This is a genomic window from Candidatus Tisiphia endosymbiont of Ceraclea dissimilis, assembly GCF_964030735.1.
Lineage (GTDB): Bacteria > Pseudomonadota > Alphaproteobacteria > Rickettsiales > Rickettsiaceae > Tisiphia.
In genome coordinates, this window is sequence record NZ_OZ034917.1 from 988,429 (window position 1) to 1,014,719 (window position 26,291).

At 33.2% G+C, this 26,291-nt stretch carries 17 protein-coding genes and 3 pseudogenes; 12 read left to right on the top strand and 8 right to left on the bottom strand.

Annotated elements, in window-relative coordinates; genetic code table 11:
• Window positions 1–357 precede the first annotated feature (357 nt).
• From ACQH1V_RS04835 to ACQH1V_RS04865, 7 genes and pseudogenes are all read left to right on the top strand, one after another.
• Window positions 358–1,491: pseudogene (locus ACQH1V_RS04835) on the top strand (NAD-glutamate dehydrogenase); the annotation flags it as partial.
• A 114-nt stretch (window positions 1,492–1,605) separates the two neighbouring features.
• Window positions 1,606–2,781 (top strand): annotated as a pseudogene (locus ACQH1V_RS04840) (palindromic element RPE1 domain-containing protein); the annotation flags it as partial.
• A gap of 147 nt (window positions 2,782–2,928) precedes the next feature.
• Window positions 2,929–5,448: pseudogene (locus ACQH1V_RS04845) on the top strand (NAD-glutamate dehydrogenase domain-containing protein); the annotation flags it as partial.
• A 6-nt stretch (window positions 5,449–5,454) separates the two neighbouring features.
• Complete coding sequence (locus tag ACQH1V_RS04850; RefSeq protein WP_094649412.1) at window positions 5,455–5,808, top strand: helix-turn-helix domain-containing protein; 354 nt, start codon at window positions 5,455–5,457, stop codon at window positions 5,806–5,808.
• Complete coding sequence (locus tag ACQH1V_RS04855; protein WP_094649411.1) at window positions 5,805–6,014, top strand: hypothetical protein; 210 nt, start codon at window positions 5,805–5,807, stop codon at window positions 6,012–6,014. Before ACQH1V_RS04850 ends, ACQH1V_RS04855 begins: the two co-directional genes overlap by 4 nt.
• Window positions 6,015–6,019: 5 nt before the next feature.
• Window positions 6,020–6,337, top strand: a complete 318-nt coding sequence (locus ACQH1V_RS04860) for a cell division protein ZapA (protein WP_094649410.1) — start codon at window positions 6,020–6,022, stop codon at window positions 6,335–6,337.
• A gap of 239 nt (window positions 6,338–6,576) precedes the next feature.
• Window positions 6,577–8,796 (top strand): DNA translocase FtsK, encoded by a 2,220-nt coding sequence (locus ACQH1V_RS04865; RefSeq protein WP_425360047.1) that lies wholly within the window; start codon window positions 6,577–6,579, stop codon window positions 8,794–8,796.
• A 25-nt stretch (window positions 8,797–8,821) separates the two neighbouring features.
• Here ACQH1V_RS04865 and ACQH1V_RS04870 read toward each other — a convergent pair whose 3' ends face one another.
• The 8 genes from ACQH1V_RS04870 to fabD all read right to left on the bottom strand — a co-directional run bounded on the left by ACQH1V_RS04870 (window position 8,822) and on the right by fabD (window position 21,071).
• Window positions 8,822–9,187, bottom strand: coding sequence for a transposase (locus tag ACQH1V_RS04870; RefSeq protein WP_425360048.1), 366 nt, complete (start codon window positions 9,185–9,187; stop codon window positions 8,822–8,824).
• 335 nt (window positions 9,188–9,522) lie between these two features.
• Complete coding sequence (locus tag ACQH1V_RS04875; protein ID WP_425360049.1) at window positions 9,523–10,482, bottom strand: Rpn family recombination-promoting nuclease/putative transposase; 960 nt, start codon at window positions 10,480–10,482, stop codon at window positions 9,523–9,525.
• A gap of 95 nt (window positions 10,483–10,577) precedes the next feature.
• Window positions 10,578–14,951 (bottom strand): pentapeptide repeat-containing protein, encoded by a 4,374-nt coding sequence (locus ACQH1V_RS04880; RefSeq protein ID WP_425360050.1) that lies wholly within the window; start codon window positions 14,949–14,951, stop codon window positions 10,578–10,580.
• A 42-nt stretch (window positions 14,952–14,993) separates the two neighbouring features.
• A complete protein-coding gene (odhB, locus tag ACQH1V_RS04885; protein WP_425360051.1) occupies window positions 14,994–16,193 on the bottom strand; it encodes a 2-oxoglutarate dehydrogenase complex dihydrolipoyllysine-residue succinyltransferase in 1,200 nt (399 codons plus the stop codon).
• A 333-nt stretch (window positions 16,194–16,526) separates the two neighbouring features.
• The gene (locus ACQH1V_RS04890; protein ID WP_341749239.1) at window positions 16,527–17,522 is read right to left on the bottom strand and encodes a ribonucleotide-diphosphate reductase subunit beta; all 996 of its coding nucleotides are present in this window, start codon (window positions 17,520–17,522) and stop codon (window positions 16,527–16,529) included.
• Between the two features lie 344 nt (window positions 17,523–17,866).
• The gene (locus ACQH1V_RS04895; protein ID WP_341759429.1) at window positions 17,867–19,696 is read right to left on the bottom strand and encodes a ribonucleoside-diphosphate reductase subunit alpha; all 1,830 of its coding nucleotides are present in this window, start codon (window positions 19,694–19,696) and stop codon (window positions 17,867–17,869) included.
• Between the two features lie 129 nt (window positions 19,697–19,825).
• Window positions 19,826–20,023 (bottom strand): hypothetical protein, encoded by a 198-nt coding sequence (locus ACQH1V_RS04900; protein ID WP_375333721.1) that lies wholly within the window; start codon window positions 20,021–20,023, stop codon window positions 19,826–19,828.
• Between the two features lie 118 nt (window positions 20,024–20,141).
• Entirely contained in the window at window positions 20,142–21,071 is a 930-nt protein-coding gene (gene fabD, locus ACQH1V_RS04905) for an ACP S-malonyltransferase (protein WP_425360052.1), read from the bottom strand.
• A gap of 68 nt (window positions 21,072–21,139) precedes the next feature.
• Here fabD and ACQH1V_RS04910 point away from each other — a divergent pair, with 68 nt between their 5' ends.
• The 5 genes from ACQH1V_RS04910 (at window position 21,140) to ACQH1V_RS04930 (ending at window position 26,163) form a co-directional block, all read left to right on the top strand.
• Window positions 21,140–23,062, top strand: coding sequence for a lytic transglycosylase domain-containing protein (locus ACQH1V_RS04910; RefSeq protein WP_425360883.1), 1,923 nt, complete (start codon window positions 21,140–21,142; stop codon window positions 23,060–23,062).
• 152 nt (window positions 23,063–23,214) lie between these two features.
• On the top strand, window positions 23,215–23,589 hold the full coding sequence (locus tag ACQH1V_RS04915; protein WP_094648933.1) for a cupredoxin domain-containing protein: 375 nt from the start codon (window positions 23,215–23,217) through the stop codon (window positions 23,587–23,589).
• Window positions 23,590–23,606: 17 nt separating this feature from the next.
• On the top strand, window positions 23,607–24,422 hold the full coding sequence (locus tag ACQH1V_RS04920) for an FTR1 family iron permease (RefSeq protein ID WP_094648934.1): 816 nt from the start codon (window positions 23,607–23,609) through the stop codon (window positions 24,420–24,422).
• 23 nt (window positions 24,423–24,445) lie between these two features.
• Complete coding sequence (locus ACQH1V_RS04925; RefSeq protein ID WP_341749234.1) at window positions 24,446–24,997, top strand: septation protein A; 552 nt, start codon at window positions 24,446–24,448, stop codon at window positions 24,995–24,997.
• Between the two features lie 248 nt (window positions 24,998–25,245).
• Complete coding sequence (locus ACQH1V_RS04930) at window positions 25,246–26,163, top strand: Rpn family recombination-promoting nuclease/putative transposase (RefSeq protein WP_425360053.1); 918 nt, start codon at window positions 25,246–25,248, stop codon at window positions 26,161–26,163.
• Window positions 26,164–26,291: the final 128 nt, after the last annotated feature.

Consider the following 26,291-nt stretch of genomic DNA (forward strand, 5'->3'; position numbering starts at 1 on the left):
AGTTTTTGAGAATACAGGTGTTATTGTGAAGAGAACGAGGCGATCTATAAATTGTCATTCCAGTGTAGGAAGTTATCCCTGCGTAAGCAGGGGTCTAGATTCCCGCTTACGCGGGAATGACAAGGTAAAAACGTCATTGCGAGGAGACCGTAGGTCGACGAAGCAATCCAGAAAAGCGATAGAGATGGATTGCCACGCCACCTACGGTGGCTCGCTAATAGACGACTTTTCTACTTTATTTTCTTAAACTAACGCCTATGCGACCACACAGTGGTCTCGCTAATAGGCGGAGTAATATTAATGGGGTTAGCTATATAATGCTTAATCTTTGAAACAATAATAAAGTTTGGTAACAATATGACAATAGAAAAAGTTACAATAAATAAGGCTGCAGAGAGAGTGTCTTTATCTTTAAGTAGACTTACTTGTCAAGTGCCTAATTATAAATCAGAAATTTTATCATTAAGTAAGGTAAAAAATGGAGAGCCACTTTTTAATAAATTTATACAAAAATTTTTAGTTTATATTCCTGTAGATTATAGGTTTAGAGATAGACAAGAATTATTTGGCGAGTTTGCTTATAGTGCTTTTCAGTTCTTTAAAGAAAAGCAACCTAGTAAAAGGAAATTGCAGATTGTCAGTACGGTAATTGAAAATAATCCTGCTATTAATATTTTGTTATTGAACGAAAATAAATCATTCATAGTTGATTCGATTATTTGTTTGTTAACAACTCTCAACTTGAAAGCTAAATTTTTACTTCATCCTGTTATAGCTTGCGTAAGAAACAATGATGGTCATTTACAAGAAATATTGGATGTAAAGCAAGATAGTGACGAATCTTTAGTACATATAACTATTTTAGGGAATTTTGATCAGAGCGATATCAATTCTTTAGAAAATTCTCTGAATAAAACTTTAGATCAGGTCGATACTACTCATAATGTGTGGTCTAAATTATTGAACAGAGTAACAACGATTTCAAATGAGATTCAAAATAATCAACAATTACACAATAACTATTTAGATTATAATGAGTCTATAGATTTCTTAAATTGGCTAAAAGATGATAATTTTACTTTTTTAGGTATGATTAACTTTGATCTAATTTCCAAAGATTTTTCCTCAGAGGAAGGTGTCCAGAAAATATGGCAAGGACAAGATACTAAAAATGAAGTTATTGATATTATTGAACGCTCAGCAAGCCCATTACATAACAATAAATTAGTCATTTTAGGTAAAATTAATACCCTATCAAGTGTACATAGAAATAACTTAGTAGATTATATTTTAATCAAGAAGATCGATCAGGATAAAAAGTATCTTTCAGGTAGCATAATTTTTGGTTTATATAGTTCTGCAATATATTACCAGCTAATTACTGATATTCCTATATTAAGACAAAAGCTACAATTCGTTCTAGATAAATCTGCCTTTCCGACTGATGGATATAATACCAAAAAGCTTAAAAGTATAGTTCAATCTCTACCGAAAGAAGCTTTGATACAGATTGATGAAGGTGATCTATACTGTATGTGCTTACATGTACTTTCAGGTATGATGAGTAGAAAACTCAAATTATTTATTCAACAAGATTGGTCTGGTTCTTTTATTAATATCATAATATTCTTATCAAGAGATCGTTTAACACCAGAAGTACATAGTGCCATAAATTGTTATTTATCCGATACACTTAAGGGGGTAATATTATCAGATTATATGGCAGAAGTAGCAGAAAATTTTTCATATTTATTTGTTACGTTAGAGGTGCAGAATAAAAATAGCCTTAATTTTGAAGTTGAAATAATAGAGCAAGAATTAGATAAACTTTCCACTCGTTGGAGTGAAGATTTTTATCATAAATTATGTAAAAATTTTGGTGAATATCAGGGAGGAGTAAATTTTAAACTTTTTGATCCAATTTTTCCTATTGATTATAGAGAGAAATTTAATGGGCAAACAACTTTAATAGATATTGAGTATCTAAAAGAGGCAAGTATTTATCACAAGCCTATATTTAATTTAATTACTATAAATAATAGTGAATTCCGGCTAAAAATTTACAGTCCTGCTCCCAAATTAGCTCTTTCCGACCTACTACCATCTATAGAAAATTTGGGATTCAAGGCTATAGATGAACAAAGCTTTGCTATAAAAGGAACAGAAGATATTAGACTTCCTGCAAAAGTCGCTTATGCTGAGGGATTTGAAGGAGACTTGGCACGCAGAACCGCAGCGTACTTAAAGGTACGTGAGGATTCGAGTACCGACTCGACGTACAAATCACCAGCAGAAGTAGAGTTTTGCGGGAAGTCTATTAAAGAGAGTTGGATATATGAGTTCACTCTCGAACCATTAATAACTATTGAAGGCAATATTGATTTGCTTAAAGCCAATGTAGAAGAGGCTTTAGATAAAATATCTCTCGGACTTTTAGATAATGATTCTTTAAGTAAATTAATAGTGTTATCAGGATTTAATTGGTGGCAAGTTAAGTTAGTCAAAGCATTAACTAGATATTTACATCAAACAGGCTTTATCTATGGTAAGGGTTATGTTCAACTGACCTTAATAAAGCATTTTCTATATACTAAAATGCTAGTTGATTTGTTTGATGCTAAATTTAATCCGGCAAACTTTTCAGATGAACGTACAAAAACTATAAAAGACAGTATCCTTAGCTATCTTAATAAAATCACTAGTAGCAGTGAGGATAAGGTTTTAAGGCATATGTTTGGTACTATTGAAGCTATTGTTAGAACTAATTGCTATCAATCTAGTTCTATAGTCAATTCAGGAGAATTTGGGGCTAGGAGCGATGGAGCGACGCCTATAAGTAATAGGCGAGCATTGAGCGACAACCTCCCCAACTTCTCATCAATTGACTATAATTTACAGAATGGAGATAACAAACATAATATAGTCTGTAAAAATTATTTTTCTTTTAAATTTGATTCAAAAAAAGTTCCTAATTTACCTTTGCCAGTGCCATTTGCTGAAATATTTGTTTATGCTAATGATTTTGAAGCTATTCATTTACGAGGTGGCAAAGTATCTCGTGGTGGTATTAGATGGTCTGATAGAGGAGAGGATTATAGAATAGAAGTATTAGGGCTAATGAAAGCACAAAGTACCAAAAATTCGGTCATTGTGCCTTTTGACGGCTCAAAAGGTGGGTTTTTCGTTAATTTCACTGATGATAATATGACTCGTCAAGAATATATGGCAAGAGTTATAGAATGTTATAAGAATTTTCTCCGTGGTTTACTTGATATCACTGATAATATAGTTAATGGCAAAATTGTCCAACCACAAAACACTATTATCTATGATCAGGAAGATCCATATTTAGTAGTTGCAGCAGATAAAGGTACAGCAACGTTCTCAGATCATGCGAATAGTATATCTGCTGAATATAATTTTTGGTTAGGTGATGCTTTTGCTTCCGGGGGATCAGCCGGTTATGACCATAAGAAAATGGCTATCACTTCAAAAGGAGCGTGGATTTCTGTAGCAAGTCATTTCTATGCTATGGGTCTTGATATACAAAAGGATCCTATTACTGTTGTTGGTATTGGTGATATGTCTGGAGACGTCTTTGGTAATGCTATGCTTAGGTCTAATGCAATAAAACTTGTTGCGGCATTTAATCATAAACATATATTTATTGATCCACAACCCGATCCGATTATTAGTTTTAATGAACGTATGAGATTGTTTGAGTTACCTACATCAAATTGGTCTGACTATAATCAACAGTTAATTTCAAAAGGTGGCGGGGTTTTTGAACGAAGTAGTAAATCTATTTTGTTATCGGCAGAAGCTAAATCATTGCTAAAGATAGATGTTGACCAACTAACCCCAGAACAGCTGATTAGAGCTATTTTACAAGCAGAAGTTGATTTGATATGGAATGGTGGTATAGGAACCTATATAAAAGCTTCGACAGAAAGTCACCTAGATATAGGTGATAAGGCAAATGATAATCTGAGAGTCAATGGTAAAGATATTAGAGCTAAAGTAATAGGGGAAGGTGGAAATATTGGCGTATCGCAACAAGGTAGAATAGAATATAGCAAGCTCGGTGGACAGATAAATACTGATTTTATTGATAATTCAGCTGGTGTTGATTGTTCAGATCATGAAGTAAATATAAAAATCGCTCTTAATCAAGCTATGGTTTCTAAAAAAATCAGTTTAGAAGAACGTAATAAACTACTGTTTGCTATGACCAAACAAGTTGAAGAGTTGGTATTAGTTGATAATTATAAGCAGAATCAAGCGATTAATATCATGCAATTATCTCGTATTTCGACTATCGAAATATTTAGCCAATTTATTGATACTTTAGAAGAAGAAAAATTAATTGATCGAACTGTTGAGTTCCTACCAACTAGGGAAGAGTTAAATAGAAGGACTCTTAATAATGAAAGTATAACTCGTCCTGAGCTTTGTGTATTACTTTCTTATAGTAAACGCTCAGTCTATCATGATTTAATAACAGCAACATTCTCAAAAGATAAATATTTTGAGTCTTATCTGATTAATTACTTTCCAGCATTAATGCAAGAGAAATTTCGTGAAGAAATTTTATCTCATCCACTTAAGCATGAAATTATTCGAACCGTTGTAACAAATAAAATTATTAATCAGTTAGGTGGTCCATCACTTAATCTTATAAAACGTGACACTGGTGCTGCTCTTTGTGATATAGTTCGTTCATATACCATTATTTGTGAAATTTTTGATTTAGATAATTTATGGACTATAGTGGAATCTCTAAATGCTATAGAATATAAAGTTAAAATTGACATGTTTACTGAACTTGCTAAAATTATGCGTAGAGGTATCTCCTGGTTTTTAAAGCATATAAAACATCCTATCAATATTAGCGATACCATTGATGAATTTTATCAACCATCTAGAATGCTTAGCAAAGTGGTGAGTAAATTTCTCTTAGGAGAAGCTAAAAATAAATTCGATGATAAAGTTAAGCAATATGTTTTGTTGGGAGTGAAAGACGAGATAGCTCAAAGGGTCGCAACTCTCGATAGCTTAGTGTCAGTTTTTGACATAATCTATATTGCCAAAAGAACCCAGGCTACAAATAATGATGTTGCTAGTTTATATTTTGCTACTGGTAGCAAATTTAGTATTGATTGGCTTCGTAAATCTTGTGATAAACAGCTAAATGATTCTTATTGGAATAGATTATCAACGCAATCATTAAAAGATGACTTGTATGATAAACAAAGACAATTATTAACTAAAATAATTAACAAATCCAAAGTAAATATTGATTTAGATTTATGGATTGATAATAATATAGATTCTGCGTCTATTTTCCTAGATTTTGTCAAAGCAATTAGATTGCAGGAAAATATTGACTTAAATATTTTAATTTTAGCAAATAAGAAGTTTGAAACCTTCTTGCGTAAACTTGAGTAGCGTGTTATGTCGTCATCCCTAAAACAAGCAAGAATAGAGTCTGGCAAAACTCTTGAAGAGATATCTGATTATTTGAAAATTAGAAAGCAATATTTAGAAGCTCTTGAAGAAGGAGACCTAAGTTCAATGCCAGCGGAAGTTTATGTGAAAGGTTATCTTAAGTTATATTCAAATTATTTAGGGATAGTTTTGGATACAGGTGAGGAAGATGAGCAGGAACTCCCTAAAGATATTGATTTCAAAAATAGGGCTGGTTCAATGGTATCTGATTATAAATGGAAAAAACAGCTCATTATAATTTCTATTTTAACATTAATAATAATTCCAATAATTTTTCACTTAATATTACCATATGAATGACAATAAATACTGATTTGTTACTTAAATTAATGCAAGAAGTGGATCAAGGGATTGAAGGTCTTTTGTCGGATATTGCGGAACAGCATCAAGAAATTAATAGACTGAAAGATGAAAATAAATATCTCAAGGATAATTATACAAAAATACTTGAGCAAATAGCTGTATATATTGCTGAATTGGAAGAAATAAAACATAAAAACACATAATATAGATGTCTATAGTAACAATAATACTAGGTAGCAAAACTTTCCAACTGGCATGTAGTGACGGATCGGAAGAAGAATTGTGCAATCTTGCAGCCAAGTTAAATGAAAATATTACCCAGATAAAAAAAGCTAGCCCATCAGCATCATTTGAACTATTATTAGTTATGTCTGCCTTAAGTTTACAGGAACAAGTACAAAATTTGACTAATAAAATTGCTAAAATCGATGGCGATAAAATACCTTGTGAAGAAGAAAAATTTGCAGAAACATTAAGTACTATAGCAGGATATTTAGAAGAACTTGCACGAAAGATTGGAAAGTGATATTATCGTAAAATACTTGGAATATTTACTTAAAAAACACTTTTTAAAACAGAAGAGTGTAATAGACGAGCTACTTGGTTCGTGAGCTTAACGTATTGCCCTGGGACTATAATTTTTACTATTAGGAAACATTCCTGTCTGAGTCTATTATGCAGATATATGGATTCCATTTATATATACTAGGTTCTTTGAGGATCTTAGGCAACGACCAAAGTGGTTCATTTTTTTAGGCAATTTTTGTGTTATACTACATCAACAGGATTCTTACTAATAATAGAGTGCGGTCTGCTCTATTAATGTTGGTAGGCTGCGTTACTACTTTATTACTAGTAACTTATAATCCAGACGATCCTTCCTTTAATTCTGTGACAGCCAAATATCCAAGTAATTTATTAGGTTATTTTGGTTGTTATTTGGCAGATATTTTTTACCAATTTTTTGGTATAGCGTCGTTTATTTTACCCATTTGTTGTTTTTTTTGGTCTTTGAGCGTGTGGCGTTTAGAGAAAAAATGGGTTACCATCAGGATAATGGTGATGCTGCTTTCAATTATATCATTATCGATAGTCTGCACTAAGATAAAAATTGATTATTTACCGGCTGGTGCCGGCGGAACAGTCGGTACTATTATTTACCCACTAGTCAAACAATTAGATGCTAGAGCCGATTATGCTTTAATTATTGTCACGTTTATTTTATTATTTTTACTGGCAGAAATAAAATTTTCAGCTTTTTGGAATGCTATAATTAAATTACTCAAACTAATACCTTATAAAAAAATTATATCCTTACCTACAACATCAACAAATAGCAACTCAACTAAACCAGTTTTGATAAAAAGGGCTCCTTTTGTTAATCAAGAAGAAGCTTCATATGCTGACAAAATGGATTTAGGAAAAAATAATGATCCACAATCTCATTATTTAAAGAAACAATCTGCATCAAGAAAAGAAAATGACCAATTACCAGACTTACCACCTATCGAATTATTAAAACAAGCTGATAGCCAAAATATAAAAGTGGAAACTTTATCAGAATTACAACATAATGCCCAAATATTGTTGACTGTTCTTAATGATTTTGGTGTTAAAGGTCAGGTCATTAATATTAATCAAGGTCCGGTTGTAACCTTATATGAATTTGAACCAGCTGCCGGTACTAAATCTTCTAGGATTATAGGTTTATCAGACGATATTGCCAGATCATTATCTGCAATATCAACTAGAATAGCTGTAATACCGGGTAGAAACGTCTTAGGTATTGAATTACCAAATAAACAACGAGCTTTCTTTTGTCTAAGAGAATTAATTGAAACCCCAGAATATCAAGATAATAGCATTATGCTACCATTGATTTTAGGTAAGGATTTAGCTGGCAAGCCTTTTGTTGCAGACTTAGCAAAAATGCCCCATTTATTAGTTGCAGGTACGACTGGTTCAGGTAAATCAGTGGCAATTAATGCGATGATAATTTCCCTACTTTACCGTTATACCCCAGAAGAATGTCGGTTAATAATGATCGATCCTAAAATGCTTGAATTATCAACCTATGATGGCATACCACATCTTCTAACCCCAGTGGTTACCGAACCAAACAAAGCGGTAGTAGCCCTTAAATGGGCAGTAAAAGAGATGGAAAATCGTTATAGAGCAATGTCAAATATTGGGGTAAGAAATATAGCTGGTTATAATGCTAAAATTTTGGAAGCTGCGTCAAGCGGTAAAATATTAGAGCGTTCTATCCAAACAGGATTTGATTCAGAAACCGGCAAGCCTATTTATGAAACAATTGAAATGAATATGGAGAAATTACCGTTCATTGTAGTAATTGTTGATGAAATGGCTGATTTAATGCTGGTAGCTGGCAAGGATATCGAATTATCGATACAACGTCTTGCTCAAATGGCAAGAGCTGCAGGTATTCATATTATCATGGCAACTCAAAGACCTTCTGTTGATGTTATTACTGGGGTAATTAAAGCTAATTTTCCAAGTCGTATCAGTTTTAAAGTAACTTCTAAGATTGATAGTAGAACTATTCTTGGTGAACAAGGCTCTGAACAGTTACTAGGTATGGGAGACATGCTTTATATGGGTAATTCGTCAAAGATTACCAGGGTTCATGGTCCATTTGTTGATGATAAAGAGGTAGAGAAAGTAACCGAATATTTAAGAGCAACAGGAACTCCTGAGTATCTTTCAGCAGTGACCCAACAACTAGATGATGATGAAGTAAATGTCGAAAGTTCTGGAGATGATTCAACTAGTGACGAGACTCTATATAAAAGAGCGGTACAAATAGTACAATTAGAACGAAAAGTATCAATTAGCTATATACAAAGATGTTTACGAATTGGTTATAATCGAGCTGCTACTCTTGTGGAGAAAATGGAACAAAATGGGGTAATATCCCCTCCTAACCACACTGGTAAAAGAGAAATATTATTGCCAGAGAATTAAAGTTATTACTTCCTAATTGTGAACCTTAGGGTGTGTCGTCACGAGATTTGAGCCACATTAGTAAAGCCCTTAAACAAAGACCCGCCATGTATGATTTTGTATTTTTAGCATATCTTGTTGCTATACCACGCCATTCTTTAAATTTTTGAAATGTATTTTCAATAATGTGCCTTAGCTTATATAGATATTTATCTATCTCTCTTTGAATCTTCCTGTTTCTTTTTGATGGTATTACAGGAATTATGTTTGCATTCACAGCCGATTCTATTATGGCGTTTGTATCGTAAGCTTTATCAGCCATAAGATGTTGTGCCTCCATATTCTGGATTAACTCACAAGCTTGAGTACAATCATTTCTGGAACCTTCTGTAACAATAATTCTGACCGGCATACCATACGCATCCACGGCCATATGTACCTTTGTATTGAGCACCCTTTTGTGCGACTAACCGTTTGATTCCCGCCTACGCATAAGCATCAGTTTAAGAAAACAATAATTGAGAAACCGTCATTGCGAGGAGACCGTAAAGATCGGCTAAGCAACCCAGAAAAGTGATTAAAAAGAATTGCCACCCCACCTACGGTGGCTCGCTAATAGACGACTTTTCTACTTTATTTTCTTAAACTGACGCTTATACGGTTCCACAGCATACTCCAATGCAAATAAGGATTCGAGTACCGAATCATTGTCCAAATTACCAGCAGAAGTAGAGTTTTGCAAGAGGTCTATTTTAGTCTCTCGATTTGCTTTTTAGATAAGCCTGTTAATTCAATGATCTCATTAATAGTATTATGTTTAAGTAGCATAGTTTTTGCTATAACTTTCATTGCTTCAACTCTACCCTCGGCTCTACCTTTGGCTTCGCCTCTAGCCTCTCCGATTTTGATACCATCTTGTAGTCCGATTTGAATCCCTTCTTCTTTCCATACTTGAGCTATACTAGGCATAAGTTCTTCTCCTTTTTCTTTAGTTAAACTATTTTTTAATATTTTTTCTAACTCTATTTTATCATTTTGCTCAATAAAGGTCAAAGTATAGCTCAATAGATTTCTTATATGGTCATGACCTATTGTTATTTTACTCAATTTAGGCAAGAGATAAGAAATTTCCTGCCATCTTTTCAGTAATTGACGTTCGTGGATGTGTTTGAGGAAAAATAACAAAATCCCAGACCATACTTTTTTCTTGAGTTCTTCATCGGGAATGTCATGTACGTTAATAAGCTGACAATCATTTGTCCAAAAGCCTCTGGCTAAATCTGGATGGCTAAATAAATTCCATATATTAAGAGGTGCGTTATATTTCTTCTTACCATTATAAATTATTAGAGGATAAATTAATGGAAGACGTTTAGCTTTAGGATTAGTAGTTAAATATCGATCACAAATATTAATCATATATTTAAATAACCTAAACGCCATCATTTTATCAACAGTACTTTGATGTTCCAATAGCAAAAAAATATAGCCATCCTGATCATTAAACTTAACAGAAAATAATACATCAGAAATAGTTTCAGAAAGGTCTGGCTCAATAAAACTATCTTTTTCTAATTTTAAAGATGTGCTATCGATTAAAGCCAACACATCCTTCGGCAAATGAGTTGCCAAAAACTCTTTAGCAACTATGGGATTCTCCATAGATTTGCGAAAAATTTCGTCATGTTTTGGCTTGTCTGAAGTCATAATAAAATTTGCTTATATATTCACCTTATCCACATCTATTAGCAAAACCACGTAGTGGTCGTGGCACCAAAAAAAAATGATTATAATTGCTTTCCTTATTTTGCTCGAACTCCACTATTTTTTCTTTTACTCTGCTCTGTCAATATTGCTTGACCAGGCTTAGGTACTGATACTGGTGGAGCAATTTCTATTTTTTTTACAGTGGCTTTAGTTAAATCTGCATTTTTTAACAAAGGATTTGCTTTAACCTCTTCTTTTATATCACCAACAACTTTTATCTTATCTAAATTCATTGTTTTTTCTGGATACTTTTTGTTATATTCCTGAATTGCTGGCAGAAGTGTAATTAAAGTACTGCCATCAATGGTAGCCCCTTCAAAGTCTATATGTTCTTTAAAAATAGCTTTCTTAAAAGAACATTCTTTAAATACCGCACCTTTAATCGAACATTTGCCTAATGTTACCTTATTAAAGTTAAATCCTTCAACTTTGAAATTATCTAAGTTCATATCAACGGTCTCAAAAGACAATCCTCTTAAATCTTTATTACTTAAGGAATAATCCAGTATCGGTGAATATTCACTAGATAGACGAGCTTCTTGACTATACTGATAAGCCCGCTCCTGAAAAATTTTAGACAAATCTCTTTTGTCATTTGGTTTAAGATTAGGCAAAATATCTGTAATCATCTTGCTCATTTCTTCACCAATTACTTTTCCACGTGTTGAATTAGACACAAAATGCTTTTGAAAATTATGCTTCAAAATATTAGCTACAGCTCCTACAGCTAAAGTTAGAACCTTTTTATCAAATAATAAGCCCATCAATGGACGAACCATTGCCCCATATTCTTTTTTACTATATGCAGTAGTTATTGCTCCTAGCTCTTTAGAATGATCCCCTAATACCTTAACAACTGCTTCACCTTTCAATTTTAGTTTTTTACCCATCTTGGTTTCATTAAGAAATTTCTCAACCACAGGACCGAGATCTTTAGCATGTTTTATTAAAAGATCGGGGATTTTCTTCTGTAAAACCTCTCTGACATTAGGATTATCTTTATTAAATTTAATAAGAGAATCGACTAATTTACTAACCTTTTCTGATTGTTCAGATTTAGGTGCACTCATAATATCTTTAGTTTGCTCAATGATTAGCCCTACAGCATCTTTGTCTTTTAAACAACTTTCAGCAAGTTCTGTTACTATCGGCAAGACATCAACAATAAACGGAATAGTTGCGGCTGTTGCATCATGTACAAATTTAGGGTTCAAACCATAAAATCGTAAATTTTGCTGAACTTCTGGTTTATCCAAAAACCCTAGAATATTTCCTTTATTTTTAACAAAATATTGCGGTAGAGTATGTTTTAAGTCATAAGATAGACTTTGAACAACCTTATCAACATTATCCACAATAGACGATACCATAGCTTTTTGTGTTAGTATTATTTCTTCTTTTCTGTCAGAAGATAATTTTTCATCACCAGTCAACAACTCTAAAGCAAGGTCTTGATGCTTCATATACGACTCATAGATTCCAACCACTTTAGGAGTATGATCTAATATTGTGCTACTTGCATTAATTGCCAGTGATATAGTATCGTCCAAAAACTCTTTTGACACGAATCTAGTAAATTTATCGTCTAAAATGTACTCAGCAATTTGGGTAATTTCTTTTTGATTAACTGGACTGCGTAAAAATTCAACTAAGTCTTTCTTGACCACTGCTACCACTTGAGGACTAACAAATATTTCCAAAGCATTTTTTATGATATTACGTCCTGATTTCTTATCAGGAATTATAAGATCCTTACAAATTTCTTGTACTTTTTTGTTTGATTCTCCTTCTAACACCCCACTTACTAAATTTACTGATAACGGCACTATTCTTCTAATAAAATCTTTATCTACTTCATCAAGTATATTAGTACCAACTTTCTTCTTGCCAACAACAGGATTTAATACAGCTTTTAAAACTGGCAATACAGAATATTTGGCTATAATATCTTTCAAAAGATTAGATTGTTCTTCAGTCAAACTAGTAACATATCTATCAAGTACTGTACCAGCACCCTTGATCAAATGAGATGCATACTCCACTTGTTCTGTTCGTAATTTTTGTCTTTCTTCAACTAGCAACTCATCACTTGATAATTTTGATCTCACTTCTTGAAATTTAAGGAAATTTTCATATATATCATTTACATCAGGCATCTTACTAACAATTGGAGGTAATACATTAATAGCATCAAGAAAAAATGCTCCAGCCTCTTCTAACAGACCTACAGCAATATTCGGTGAATTATCTTTTTTCCGTTGCAATTCTACCTGCTCAAGTATTATTTGCTGTTCTTGAAGCTTCTGCGGGGTGATTTCTTGACCATTTTGAATAAATTTGCCTTGTAAATCACGCAAATCGCTACCGATAATATTAGTATCAACATCGATTATTGCTTTAGCCATGTTAGCCTCAGCTAATTTTGCTGCCCGTAACTTAACTCCTTCTAACCTAACCTTTTCGGCTTGAACTTTTTCCAATATTGCTTTTTGTAGGTTTGATCTTGTGAGATCAGCATTGGTAAAATTTACCTCAGTAAAATCGGCTTGCTGAGCTTCCATACGTCTTATTATACTATTCGAAAAATCAGCCTTTTTGGCATGAACTTTTGTTAGTGTACTATAACTTAAATTAATTCCGTGGCCTTTGGCTCCTTCTAAAACAGCTTCGGTTAAATTAGCACATTTTATGTTAACATCTTCTAAAATCGCATTCCTAAAATTTGCATTTTGGGCATCCACCATGTTCATATTAGCTCGAATAAAATTCACCCCTTCAGCATTAATCTTTGTTAAAATAGCTTTTTCTAAATTCGCCTCATCCAATTTGACAAAACTATCTAACTCAGCTTCTGATAAATTTATACCTTTTCCTTCTATACCGTTTAGTATAGTATTTTGAAATTGTGCTTTATGTGCCTTAGCTTTACTCATTAAAGCATTCGATAAATCACTATCTATAACTTTACACTGCATTAAAATGGCCTGCTCTAATATTGCATGCTGCATTTGTACTTTTCGTAAATCTGCTGAGATTAAAGAAATACCCTCTAAATTTGCATGATTAAATGTTGAATTAGTAAATTTTGCACGATCCCAATTACCATTTTTTATATTCGCATAATCAAAATTAGAGTCGCTTATCAAAACTTCCTGACCATTAGAACCAGACATAAAAGCATGAACAAACTGACTCTTATCAGTGACCGTTGATTTACTTAGATTACTGTTAAAGAAATTGGCGTTATCTGCTTTAACTCCAACAAAATTAGCCGCTACCAGCTCCGCACCTTCAAAGCTTACTTCACTAACATCAGTACCATTAAACACACATCCGGATAAAACGGATCCTGAAAAAACAGCCCCTCGTAAATCCGCCCCTGAAAAATCTAAGCCAGATAAATCGACCCTATCATGCCATTCATTATTAGTAGAAGTATCAACTCTACTTGAACAATCTGCAATAATTCTTGCTCCTGCCTTTATCTGCGATTGCTCTAATTTGCTTTTAGCAAAATCATTTAAACTTAAATCTTTATCATCCTTTCTCGCCTCTAAATATTTCTCTATATCCTCTCGAGCTAGACGTACATATTGAGTTTCTTGATCCCGCTGTTCTTTAGTTGACCCTCGTACATAAGCTGGATCAAAAATACAGCTCTCACTGCCAAAAATATTTTGAAAAGTTTTATGCATTACATTATCTTTTCTAGGAAATATTTTTTGCTCAACCATTAGCTTCAACTCTTCTACCAATTTGTCATATTGCTGATTACCAGTTTCACCCTTTAGTACTATCTTTGCTTGTTGCATATAACTTAAATTTGCATATGCATCAGCTACTTCTTTTGTCTTACTATTTATAAGTTCCTTCTGCTCTTTTTGACGAACTAAATCACTTTTTATATCAGCATATTTTCTGCCTAAAGAAGAGGTCGTACTGTATTTTATTCCTTCAATATCACGCTCCTTCCCCATTTGAGAATATCCCTTATAATTATCAGAGAACTGACAATTAGCAAGATCAGCTCCTCTAAAATCTACATTTCTTAGAACGGTATTTTCGAAATAAGCCTGATTAAAATCAACATCGCAAAATACCGCATCCTCTAAATTACATCCTCTAAAAGTAGTATTTTTAAATATACAACCAGTAAAATCTCCTCCACTTAGATCGGTTATAGTACCAGATGCACCAAAAATCATATTAGACAAATCCGCTGCTACCACTACATTCTTATCAGGAAAATATATGTTCTTTAAATATTGGTTAAGACTCAAACTTCCCTTAGGGTCGTCTGCCAAAGCTGCATGCTGAGCTGCAATATATTGCCCTATATCCTCAATAGTAGGACGATATTTCTCAATTTTAACAGCAAGATCATCAAAAACAGATTTTTCTTTTACCATAACTTCTACTCCTAATTACTTTTGTGCTTATCATACTATAACTTAGAGATTTAATAACAAACGATCTGGATTCTCAATTAATTCCTTGATTTTCACAAGAAAAGTAACAGCTTCCTTACCATCAATAATACGATGATCATAAGATAAAGCTACATACATCATCGGACGTATTTCTATTTTGCCATTAATTGCTACTGGTCTTTCTTCGGTCTTATGAAGACCTAAAATACCTGATTGAGGAGGATTAATAATAGGGGTTGATAATAATGAGCCATAAACACCACCATTGGAAATAGTAAATGTTCCTCCTGATAAATCAGACATCGATAACTTTCCTTCTCTAGCCTTTTTACCCAGACCGGTAATTTCTTTCTCAATACCAGCAAAACTCAATTTGTCAGCCTGCCTGACTATTGGTACTACTAACCCCTGCTCTGTTCCTACTGCCACACCAATATCGTAATAATTCTTATACAGAATCTCATCCCCTTCTATTTCAGCATTTACCGAAGCTACTACTTTCAGAGCTTCAATAGTAGCTTTTACAAAGAATGACATGAACCCCAACTTAACACCATGCTTCTTCTCAAACTCTTCACGATACTGCATACGCAAATTAATAACTTTCAACATATCAATTTCATTAAAAGTTGTTAAAATAGCTGCGGTATTTTGCGATTGTTTCAAACGATCTGCAATAGTCTTACGAAGTCGCGACATTCTAACGCGTTCTACCGCCCCTGCATTTGCTAATGCAATATTGCTCACAATAGGTGATTCAGTTGCTTGTATAGATGAAGCTGTTGTTGGACTATTTATAAATCCTAATACATCTCCCTTAGTTACCCTACCCTCTCTACCAGTGCCTTTTATGTCATCTAATGACAGTTTATTTTCACTCACTAATCTTCGTACAGAAGGTGGGGAAGCAATGCTGTTTATATTTGTCGGCTGTTGCTGTACCTCTTTGCCTAACGTGCTAGGTAAAGCTACAGCAGAAAATGCTCCTTCGGTAATTTGTCCAACGCTATCACCGACAGATACCGTATCTCCCTCATTCTTAAATATTTTGCTTATTACCCCAGATGAAACTGCATTTACTTCCAACGTAACTTTTTCTGTTTCAAGCTCTAAAAGTAGCTCATCCACTTTAACCACATCTCCTTGTTTTTTATGCCACTTGGCAATAGTAGCCTCTGATACTGATTCTCCAAGGGATGGAACTGTAATTTCAATAGTCATATTATTTTATTCTCCAATGTATATTCTATATTATACTATATATTATCTTCCCCACTAATACAAAATAGCATAAATTTAGCATATTATAGTCAATTGATGAGAAATTGAGAACGGCGTCGCTCCATCGCATAGGCGTTAATTTAAGAAAATAAAGTAGAAAATTCGTCTATTAGCGAGCCACCGTAGGTGGCGTGGCAATCCATTTCTAATCACTTTTCTGGATTGCTTCGTCGACCTTAAGGTCTCCTCGCAATGACGGTTCTTCAATTATTGTTTTCTTAAACTAACGCTTATGCCCCCCATCGCTCTTAGCCCCAAATTCTCCTGAATCAACTATATCTCTTGCTGGCTTTTTTGTTTTTTATCCATATCAGCAAATACCTCTTCCCACGATCCAACAGTTGCAGCTTTGGTATATTCGGTTACCCTTGCTTCAAAGAAATTAGTAAGCTCCATACCGTTTAAGATTTCATCAAGCCAAGGCAACGGATTATTATCAATTAAATAAATTTCTTTAAGTCCAAGCTGCATTAATCGGCGATCAGCAATATAACGAATATATTGTTTTACTTCTCTAGCAGTTAACCCTTCAATACCACCAACTTCAAATGCTAGTTCAATAAAGGCATCTTCAAAATGGACAATAGTAGCACACGCTTCATACAGACGACCACGAACCTCCTCAGTCCATACTTCAGGATTTTCCCTAATAAAAGTTTTAAATAACATAATGATTGAATCAGTATGTAACGTCTCATCCCTTACTGACCAACTAATGATTTGCCCCATACCTTTCATTTTATTAAAACGAGGAAAATTAAGCAAAATAGCAAATGAAGCAAATAGCTGTAATCCTTCAGTAAATGCCCCAAATACTGCTAAAGTTGTAGCAATATCTTCTTTCGTTTCTACCCCAAAACGTTGCATATAGTCGTATTTATCTTTCATTTCTCTATATTTAAGAAATGCTGAATATTCAGTTTCTGGCATACCTACAGTATCAAGCAAATGAGAATAAGCCGCAATATGAATTGTTTCCATATTAGAAAATGCTGATAACATCATCAGTACTTCCGTTGGCTTAAATACCCTGGAGTAATGTTTCATATAGCAATTATTTACTTCAATATCAGCTTGAGTAAAGAAACGAAATATTTGAGTTAATAGATGTTTTTCTCCAGGAGTTAAATTATATTTCCAATCTTTTATATCATCAGCTAGCGGCACTTCTTCTGGTAACCAATGAATTCGTTGTTGAACATGCCAAGCTTCATAAGCCCATGGATAAGAAAACGGTTTATAGATTGGACTAGCATCAAGTAAAGACATATTATATTTCCTTTTTAATTTATTCGAATTTTAATTATACACCTCATTGCGAGGGGATGCTTTGCAACACCGTCATTGCGAGAAGCTACTTTAGTAGCGACGAAACAATCCATATGACAAGCTTAATGGATTGCCACGCTCACATACGTTCACTCGCAATGACGTGCCTATTAATTCGTCATTGCGAGAAGTGCGTAAGCACTACGAAGCAATCTATATGACAAGCTTCATGGATTGCCACGCTCACATACGTTCGCTCGCAATGACGTACCTATTAATTCGTCATTGCGAGAAGTGCGTAAGCACTACGAAGCAATCTATATGACAAACCTAGATATCAAAAATTATTGACAGGCTAAACACTCATCATATTTAGAAGACTCTTCTTCTTGTTTTTTCTTATTAGCTATTTCAATATCTTTAAAATCTACTTTCTTGACATCGTGTGATACTTTATCGGGTCTTTGAATTGAGGTTGATCTACAATAATATAAACTCTTTACTCCTTTTTTCCAGGCTCTAAAATGGATATTATTTAAGTACATCTTACTTACATTACCTGCTAAGAAAAGATTTAGAGATTGAGATTGCGAAATATGTGGCGTCCTATCTGCTGCTAAATCAATAAGCCAATTTTGATCAATCTCATGTGCCGTTTTAAAAACCTCTTTTTCATGAGCAGATAAAAAAGTTAAATGTTGAACTGAGCCTTCATGCGTGGCAATTGATGACCAAACTTGATCATTATTAAAACCTTTGCTATTTAACAATTTTTCTAAATATTTATTACGTACATTAAAAGATCCGGTAAGAGTCTTTTGGATAAAACTATTAGCCGCAAATGGTTCAATTCCAGGCGAACTATTACCAGCAATAATTGAGATTGATGCTGTCGGAGCAATAGCTGTTTTATTACTAAAACGCTCTTTACTACCTACTTCATCTGCATCAGGACAAGACCCACGTTCATCAGATAAAATTACGGAAGCTCTATCAACTTCTTTATGAATATGTTCAAATATTTGGTTATTCCAAACCTTTGCCATTACCGATTCTACCGGCACATCCTTTAATTGTAAGAATGAGTGAAAACCCATAACCCCTAACCCTACGCTGCGTTCACGCATGGCTGAATATTTTGCTCGCTCCATAGTGTTTGGGGCTTTAGTGATAAAATCTTCAAGAACATTATCTAGAAAACGCATGGCGGTAGGAATAAACTCTGGATCATTTTGCCAATCATCAAAATATTCTAAATTTACCGAAGATAGGCAACAAACAGCAGTTCTCGCTTTACCCAAATGATCAATACCAGTTGGTAAAGTAATCTCACTACAAAGATTTGAAGTTTTTACCTGTAGCCCAAGTTTTTTATGATGTTCAGGAATATATTTATTGATAGTATCAATAAATATTATGTAAGGTTCTCCAGTTTCTATTCTAGTAGTTAATAACTTCACCCATATCTCTCTTGCCTTAACTACCCGTACAACTTTTTTAGTATCAGGGCTAATTAAAGAAAAATCCTCATCATTTTCTACTGCTTGCATAAAGGCATCTGTTATAGCTATACCATGATGAATGTTCAAAGCTTTACGATTAGTATCACCACCTGTATGACGTCTTAAATCGATAAACTCCTCAATTTCTGGATGGTCAATTGGTAAATATATAGCAGCACTACCACGTCTAATTGACCCTTGGGAAATAGCTAAGGTCATAGAATCCACAACTTTGACAAATGGAATAATGCCAGAAGAAGTGCCTTTGCCTTTAATTTCCTCATTAATTGAACGAACGTTGCCCCAGTAACTTCCTATACCACCACCACGCGAAGCTAGCCAAACATTCTCCGTCCAAAGGTCTACAATACCTTCTAAACTATCATCTGTTTCATTCAAAAAACAAGAAACCGGCATCCCTCTATCAGTTCCACCATTACTCAGAACTGGAGTGGCTGGCATAAACCACAGCTTGCTTATATACTCATATAATTGCTGGGCATGTTGGGTATTATCAGCATAGTAGCTAGCGACTCTAGCGAATAAATCCTGAAAATCCTCTCCGGCTAATAAGTACCTATCCTTTAGGACGGCTTTACCAAAATTAGTCAATAAATTATCTCGTTTCTTATCAATTTCTATAGGAAATTTAGTATTTGCTTGCGTTGTCATGTTGTATTTCTTAGTTTTTGAATTAAGTTGTGATTATAACTGAATCTGATTATAATAAATGAAAAAAATCTAAATTATAGCAGATTTTTATTTTAACATTAAATACAAGAATTACTGAACTATCAATTACTAATCCCATTTATTCCCCCAATCCGTTAACTTTAAAGACTTAATAACATTAATGTCTTCTTCAAATCCCTCTATATCATCTTTATCAAGATGCGGTCCATTCTCAAAAAATTCATTTAATTCGCCCAACGTAAGCGTCGGCTTGTTTTGTGTTGGTACTAGCCTTGCAACTATACTTTGTTCCTTTTTTAATATCAAAACTTTCTCCTTGATAATGCACTCGTCCAATAATGTCTAAAAAAGATCGCACCATATCTGTTACTGTAATGACTTTCGGCATTAATTCCTCACTCTTTAATTGTAGATAATAATATTATCATATAATTTTAAGAAATTCTTCCAATTCTGCTATAGTGGAAACATTAATCAAATTAAATTTATGGTCAGTTTTTTTCAGCATATTCGTCAAAACCTTACCTGCACCGATTTCAACTATTTGTTCTATTTCTAGATTTTCTAATTTATCTAAAGTTTGACGCCACCTCACTCTACCACAAATCTGTGAGATTAAATTTTTCTTTATCTCTATAGGATTAGTTGTTGGTTTGGCTGTAACGTTTTGTATCACCGGAACGAACGGCTTGTTAATTGTTATTTTATCTAAAGCTTGTGCCATTTTATCTTCTGCTGGCTTCATCAAACTACAATGAAAAGGACTACTTACATTTAATTTAATAGCTTTGTATCCTAAATCTTTTACAATAGACATTACCCGTTGCACTGCCATAATCTCACCGCTAATTACTATTTGCCCTTTTATATTATCGTTAGCTATATCAAAATTGGTAATTTCTTTCATAATCTGTTCCAGCTTTTCCAGAGGAATGCCTATACATGCTGCCATTAAACCCTCACCTAGCGGATAGGCTTCTTGCATGGACTTACTACGTACCGCTAGCAATTCGGTAGTTACTTGTAGATTTATACTTTCTGCTGCACATAATGCACTATATTCTCCTAAAGAATGACCAGCAACATATGAACACAGATTACTAATATTGCTATTTGTTTGTTGTTTAATAACATTCACTATTGCCATAGAGATGGTCATTAGTGCCGGTTGGGCATTAATTGTTAAAGTCAAATCTTCACTTGATCCGTTAAAGATAATATGACTTAATTTTCTGCCAAGAGTATCATCGACAATTTCAAAGGTCTCTCTTGCTACTTGAAAATTATCATAAAACTCTTTTCCCATACCAACTATTTGTGATCCTTGACCTGGAAAGACAAATGCTCTATTCATAATAACACCTTATAATAATTATAATTTACCCACTGCCGATTATGAGAATTCAGACAATACTGTCAATGATTTTAATCATTCTAGAACTATTAACATCAGAGTCAATGGCATTGATCTATGATAAAGATACTTTTATTAAAAACACTTTTACCCATCTAGACAACAAAGAATGGCAAGATTGTGAAAAGATGGCAAAAGCTTCAAAAGATCAAGCTTTAATCAAAATTGTCATGTCTCAACAGTTCTTAGACCAAAATTATAAAAAGAATAATTTTGCATCGGTAATAAATTTTATACAAGATAATCCCCACTGGCCACATATCAACAAACTAAAAGAGAGAGCTGAACAATATCTAAATTATGGCACAGACAAAACTTTAATCATAAATTGGTTTAATAAAAACGAACCAATCACGCCTTTAGGCTATAAGTTCTACGCTTTAGCTGCTAAACAATTAATAAAAGATCAACAGAAATTAGCAAAAATTATAAAAAACGGTTGGATTTATGGCGTCTTTACTGCTCCAGAAGAAAAACAATATTTAACTAATTTCAAAAATATATTACGTGAAGAAGATCATGTGAAAAAAATTGATCAATATTTATGGGAAACCGATATTAATAGTGCCAAAAAATATATGCACTATGTGAGTAATGGCTATAAACAAAATTTCCTTGCCCAAATTGCTATACTAAACCAGTCCAGTGACAGTGAAAAATTCTTTCAAAAAGTATCAGAAAAATATTATACCCCTGCTTTATTATTTCACTATTTGGATTCCAAAAAAAAAGATATCCCCACCAGCAAAAGTATCGCTCTATTTAAAAAAGTAAAGCCAGATAACATACATTCTGCCCGTTGGGGTCGCCTACAATCCTATTACGCCAGAGAATTTATTGACCAAAAAGATTTTGCCAATAGCTATAAAACAATTACTATACCTCTTACTGTAAGCCATGAATATATCAGAGAAGCAGAGTGGCTTAGTGGTTGGCTTGCTCTTAGATTCTTACATAAACCTGACCTTGCTTTAAGTCATTTTAATAAATTTATGAAACTTACAACAAAGCCATTAAGTATATCAAGGGGACAATATTGGCTAGCTAGAACATATCAAGCAAAAGGGGATATGAAACAAGCAAATAAATTTTATAATATGGCGGCTAAATATTCTGATCGTTTTTATGGGCAGTTGGCAAATATTGAGCTTAAAACGAATCACTTAATTCTACCACAAAAACCTAAATCCATTAAGCCTAATTTGGAAAATAGTGAAATTATTAGAGCCATAAAACATTTAATTAAATATGGTAAGTATGGTTTAGCTTTTTTATATGCTGATACGGCTATTAGAAAATCATCAGAGCCATCTGAAATTTTATTAATTACTAAGCTAATTAGTAGCTATGATAATATTTTCCATATGGTAGAAATAGCAAGAATCGCTTGTCAATATCATGTTTTTATTAAAGATTATGCTTTCCCTATCACGCATATAAAGGCAGTAAAAACCTCTCCTGTAGAGGAGGCTTTAACATATAGTATTATCAGACATGAATCGGGTTTTAATCAATACACCATTAATGACGCTAAAGGTCATGGGCTAATGCAACTTGAAAAAGCCGCTGCCTGTGATACTGCAGAATCTCTTAATCATCAATGTAACATTAAAAAACTAACCACTGATCCTGAATATAATATTATGCTAGGTAGCAATTATTTAAAAACACTGTTACAACGATTTGATGGGTCATATATTCTAACTATCGCATCTTATAACGCTGGTCCTAATACCATATCAAAGTGGATTGATCTGTTTGGTGATCCACGAAAGCTAAAAAATTTATGGCAAGTAATTGATTGGATTGAGCTGATACCATATCCTCACACTAGGAATTATGTGCAACGTGTGTTGGAAAATATACAAGTTTATAGGACTATAATTAATAAAAATAATAATTTAAAATTAAAACACGATCTTTTAACTTAGTGGTAATACAATTATACTGTATAATATAGGAAGGATACTTATGAAATTATCAAAAAATAAGAAACAAAAAAACTATACTCTACTATATATACTTGTGATTATGATTATATTAGTGTATTTTGTAACTTTAATAAAGCTTTCGAGTTAAAATTATGAAAAGAAAAGCTACCATTGGACTCTTTATAGGCGTTGTTCTATTATCAGGAATAATAATTTTTATAATTAATAATAAAGTTGAATCTGAAAATAATACAGATACTGCTATGTTAGAAATTGTAACGGTCATAAAAAACCATAGATTTGAACCTGATGTTATTACAGTACCTAGTGGTAAGAAAATTCGTTTTATTATCCACAATCAAGATAATACTGTAGAGGAGTTTGAAAGTCATGATCTGCACCGCGAAAAGATCATTATGCCAAATGATTCTATAAATATAATACTTGCCCCTTTAGCTCCTGGTAAATATGATTTCTTCGGAGATTTTCACCAAGAGACGGCTCAAGGGTCTCTCATTGTTAATTAAATTTATTTACGGTTTAAATGTTTAAAATAGCGTTAGTAGTATTTAGAGAATGTCTGGAAATAGCTTTGTTGCTTGGGGTAATACTTGCTGTAACAAAACAATTAGAAAAATCTAGAATTTATATAATTGCTGGAGTGATGCTTGGCACAGTATCTGCTGCATTATTCGCGTTCTTCACTCGCACTATATCCATATCATTTAGTGGCATGGGGGATGAGATATTTAATTCTGCAGTTATTCTACTAACAGTTGTGTTAATTGGTTGGACTATAGTATGGATGCAAGGTTATGGTATTAAGATAAAGCGACATCTTAATGATTTGTCTGTAAAGATTAGTAGCGGCGATAGTAGTTATATAATGCTAATATTGATTGTTGCAGCAACTATTCTTCGAGAAGGAATGGAAATTATTTTATTAGTTTACAGTATTTCCTCAGTTGAAGTAATTGATGCTAATAGTTATCTACTAGGGTTAATTATTGGTATGGTTAGCGGACTAACACTTGGTATCGTTATATATTTAGGTTTTATAAAATTAGCAAACCAACAATATATATTTCGTATATCTTCAATTTTACTAATGCTTATTGCTAGCGGCTTTGCAGCAGAAGCGGCTGGTATATTGACTTCTTCAGGAATTATTACTATTCTGCCAGACCAGCTTTGGGATAGCTCATGGCTAGTTTCTGATAACAGCATTTATGGTAAATTTCTAAATATGATTACTGGATATATTGCTAAGCCTAATGGCTTACAAGTCATTTTTTATATTTGTACTCTAGGATTAATTAATATCTTTATACAAATGAAAATCAGATGCACAAAAAACTAGTAACAGAGAAATAAACCTAATTTATGCTTAATTTTTTATCAGAAATTGCTCCGCTTATAGCGTTTTTTATTGGCTATTTTTATGGCGGTAGCATGCAAAGTGCAACGTTATATATACTTATTACTTCAATTATTTGCGTTAGTTTGTGTTATTTTATAGAAGGCAAAGTTTCAAGATCATTATTAATATCTTCTGGAGTGTTATTAGTCTCAGCTAGTATAGTTTTGATCAGTGGTAACTCTATGTATATCAAGATCAAACCGACTATTCTATATTTAATTTTTTGTGGTACATTTTTTATCAGTGCAGTAAGAAATAAGGCATTTATGAAATATATGTTTAATCATTTTGTCCAACTTGAAGATAAAAATTGGAATATTTTAAGCTATAGAACCGCGGCTTTCCTCCTGTTCATGGCAATATTAAATGAAATAGTATGGCGTAATTTTGCAGAATCTACATGGGTTATATTTAAAATATTTGGAGCAATACCTATAATGTTCATTTTCCTATTGCTACAAATACCTTTTATCTTAAAGAACAAACTGCCAGACTCAACAGATGACATAAGCTGAACTCTAAGAGTCATTGCCAGATAACGTAGTGGTCGTAACAATCCTGTTTTGCGTTCCGACTTCAGTGTTGTTGTGGCAAAGAGTGCCTGAGAGATCAGGGAATGATAAAATTTCCAGGCACAACAAATTATTTATTCGAATTTAAAATGTTATTGACAGATTGATAGAAAGCAATTGCTGGAATATCATGATCAAGGTATTATAGGTACTAGTTTAGCTAAACAATAGCTTAATAAGTAAGTAGAAAAATGACAAAAAAGTTAAAGCATGATTCATTAGTCAAAACAATAATGGCTGATCCTGTGGCAGCTCAAGAATTTTTGGAATATTATTTGCCGAATGATTTTAAGAGTTTAGTAGATTTATCAAAAATAACAGTAGAAAAAGAAAGCTACATAGAGGAATCTTTAAACAAGAAATGTAGTGATATAGTATATGGAGTTGCTACCAAGAATCAGGGTAAGGCTTTTGTGTATGTGTTGATTGAGGCTCAGTCGGGCGTTGATTATTGGACAGCTTTACGATTATGGAAATACACATTATTATTGTGTGAAAGGCATAAAAAAGGAAGAAAGAAATTACCATTAGTATATAATTTAGTGATTTATAATGGGAGGGAAGTGTATACTGCTCCTAGGAATTTATGGAGTTTATTTACTGATGCAATTATAGCCAAGAAATTAATGACAGAGGATTATCAATTGGTTGATTTACAAAGCATGTCTGATGATGAAATAATGAAGAAGAAGCATATTGGGATGTTAGAATATATGCTCAAGCATATTCATCAACGAGATATGATAAAGCTTTGGGAAGAATTTCTTCAAAGGTTTAAATTAGAGATATTAGTAGATAAGGAAAAAGGCTATATTTACATAAAATCGTTTTTATGGTACACTGACATAAAATTACCTGAGGCAAGACAATCAGAATTAGAAGAGCTACTAGCTAAGTATTTGTCAGAAGAAGAAAAAGGGAACATTATGAGAACTGTTGCACAAAAATATATTGAAGAAGGTGAAGCCAGAGGTATCCATATAGGTAAAGTTGAGGGTAAAGCTGAATTGGTAAAGCTGTTGTTAAAGAATGGCAATTCTGTGGGGTCAATTGCTAAGATGACAGGTATGTCTATTAATAAAATTAATGAATTGCTGAAAATGCAATAAGCTGAAAATGCAATAATTGGGTGTTCCAAATATTTTGAAAATTTAGATTGCTGTAGTTGTGGCTGTGGAATTGTGGAGAACTTCGTTAGAAATTATCCCTAAATCTACAGCCCGCTAAGCTTGCTATC

What these genes read in the sequence shown, in the direction of transcription:
- ACQH1V_RS04890 (WP_341749239.1), bottom strand. Translation starts at nt 17,522, where the DNA reads ATGTCTTTACTTGATGCTAGTCCAATCTATAAACCGTTTTCTTATCCA.
- ACQH1V_RS04870 (WP_425360048.1), bottom strand. Translation starts at nt 9,187, where the DNA reads ATGCCGGTCAGAATTATTGTTACAGAAGGTTCCAGAAATGATTGTACT.
- ACQH1V_RS04915 (WP_094648933.1), top strand. Translation starts at nt 23,215, where the DNA reads ATGAAAAGAAAAGCTACCATTGGACTCTTTATAGGCGTTGTTCTATTA.
- ACQH1V_RS04855 (WP_094649411.1), top strand. Translation starts at nt 5,805, where the DNA reads ATGACAATAAATACTGATTTGTTACTTAAATTAATGCAAGAAGTGGAT.
- ACQH1V_RS04895 (WP_341759429.1), bottom strand. Translation starts at nt 19,696, where the DNA reads ATGACAACGCAAGCAAATACTAAATTTCCTATAGAAATTGATAAGAAA.
- fabD (WP_425360052.1), bottom strand. Translation starts at nt 21,071, where the DNA reads ATGAATAGAGCATTTGTCTTTCCAGGTCAAGGATCACAAATAGTTGGT.
- ACQH1V_RS04875 (WP_425360049.1), bottom strand. Translation starts at nt 10,482, where the DNA reads ATGACTTCAGACAAGCCAAAACATGACGAAATTTTTCGCAAATCTATG.
- ACQH1V_RS04930 (WP_425360053.1), top strand. Translation starts at nt 25,246, where the DNA reads ATGACAAAAAAGTTAAAGCATGATTCATTAGTCAAAACAATAATGGCT.
- ACQH1V_RS04925 (WP_341749234.1), top strand. Translation starts at nt 24,446, where the DNA reads ATGCTTAATTTTTTATCAGAAATTGCTCCGCTTATAGCGTTTTTTATT.
- odhB (WP_425360051.1), bottom strand. Translation starts at nt 16,193, where the DNA reads ATGACTATTGAAATTACAGTTCCATCCCTTGGAGAATCAGTATCAGAG.
- ACQH1V_RS04860 (WP_094649410.1), top strand. Translation starts at nt 6,020, where the DNA reads ATGTCTATAGTAACAATAATACTAGGTAGCAAAACTTTCCAACTGGCA.
- ACQH1V_RS04850 (WP_094649412.1), top strand. Translation starts at nt 5,455, where the DNA reads ATGTCGTCATCCCTAAAACAAGCAAGAATAGAGTCTGGCAAAACTCTT.
- ACQH1V_RS04920 (WP_094648934.1), top strand. Translation starts at nt 23,607, where the DNA reads ATGTTTAAAATAGCGTTAGTAGTATTTAGAGAATGTCTGGAAATAGCT.
- ACQH1V_RS04880 (WP_425360050.1), bottom strand. Translation starts at nt 14,951, where the DNA reads ATGGTAAAAGAAAAATCTGTTTTTGATGATCTTGCTGTTAAAATTGAG.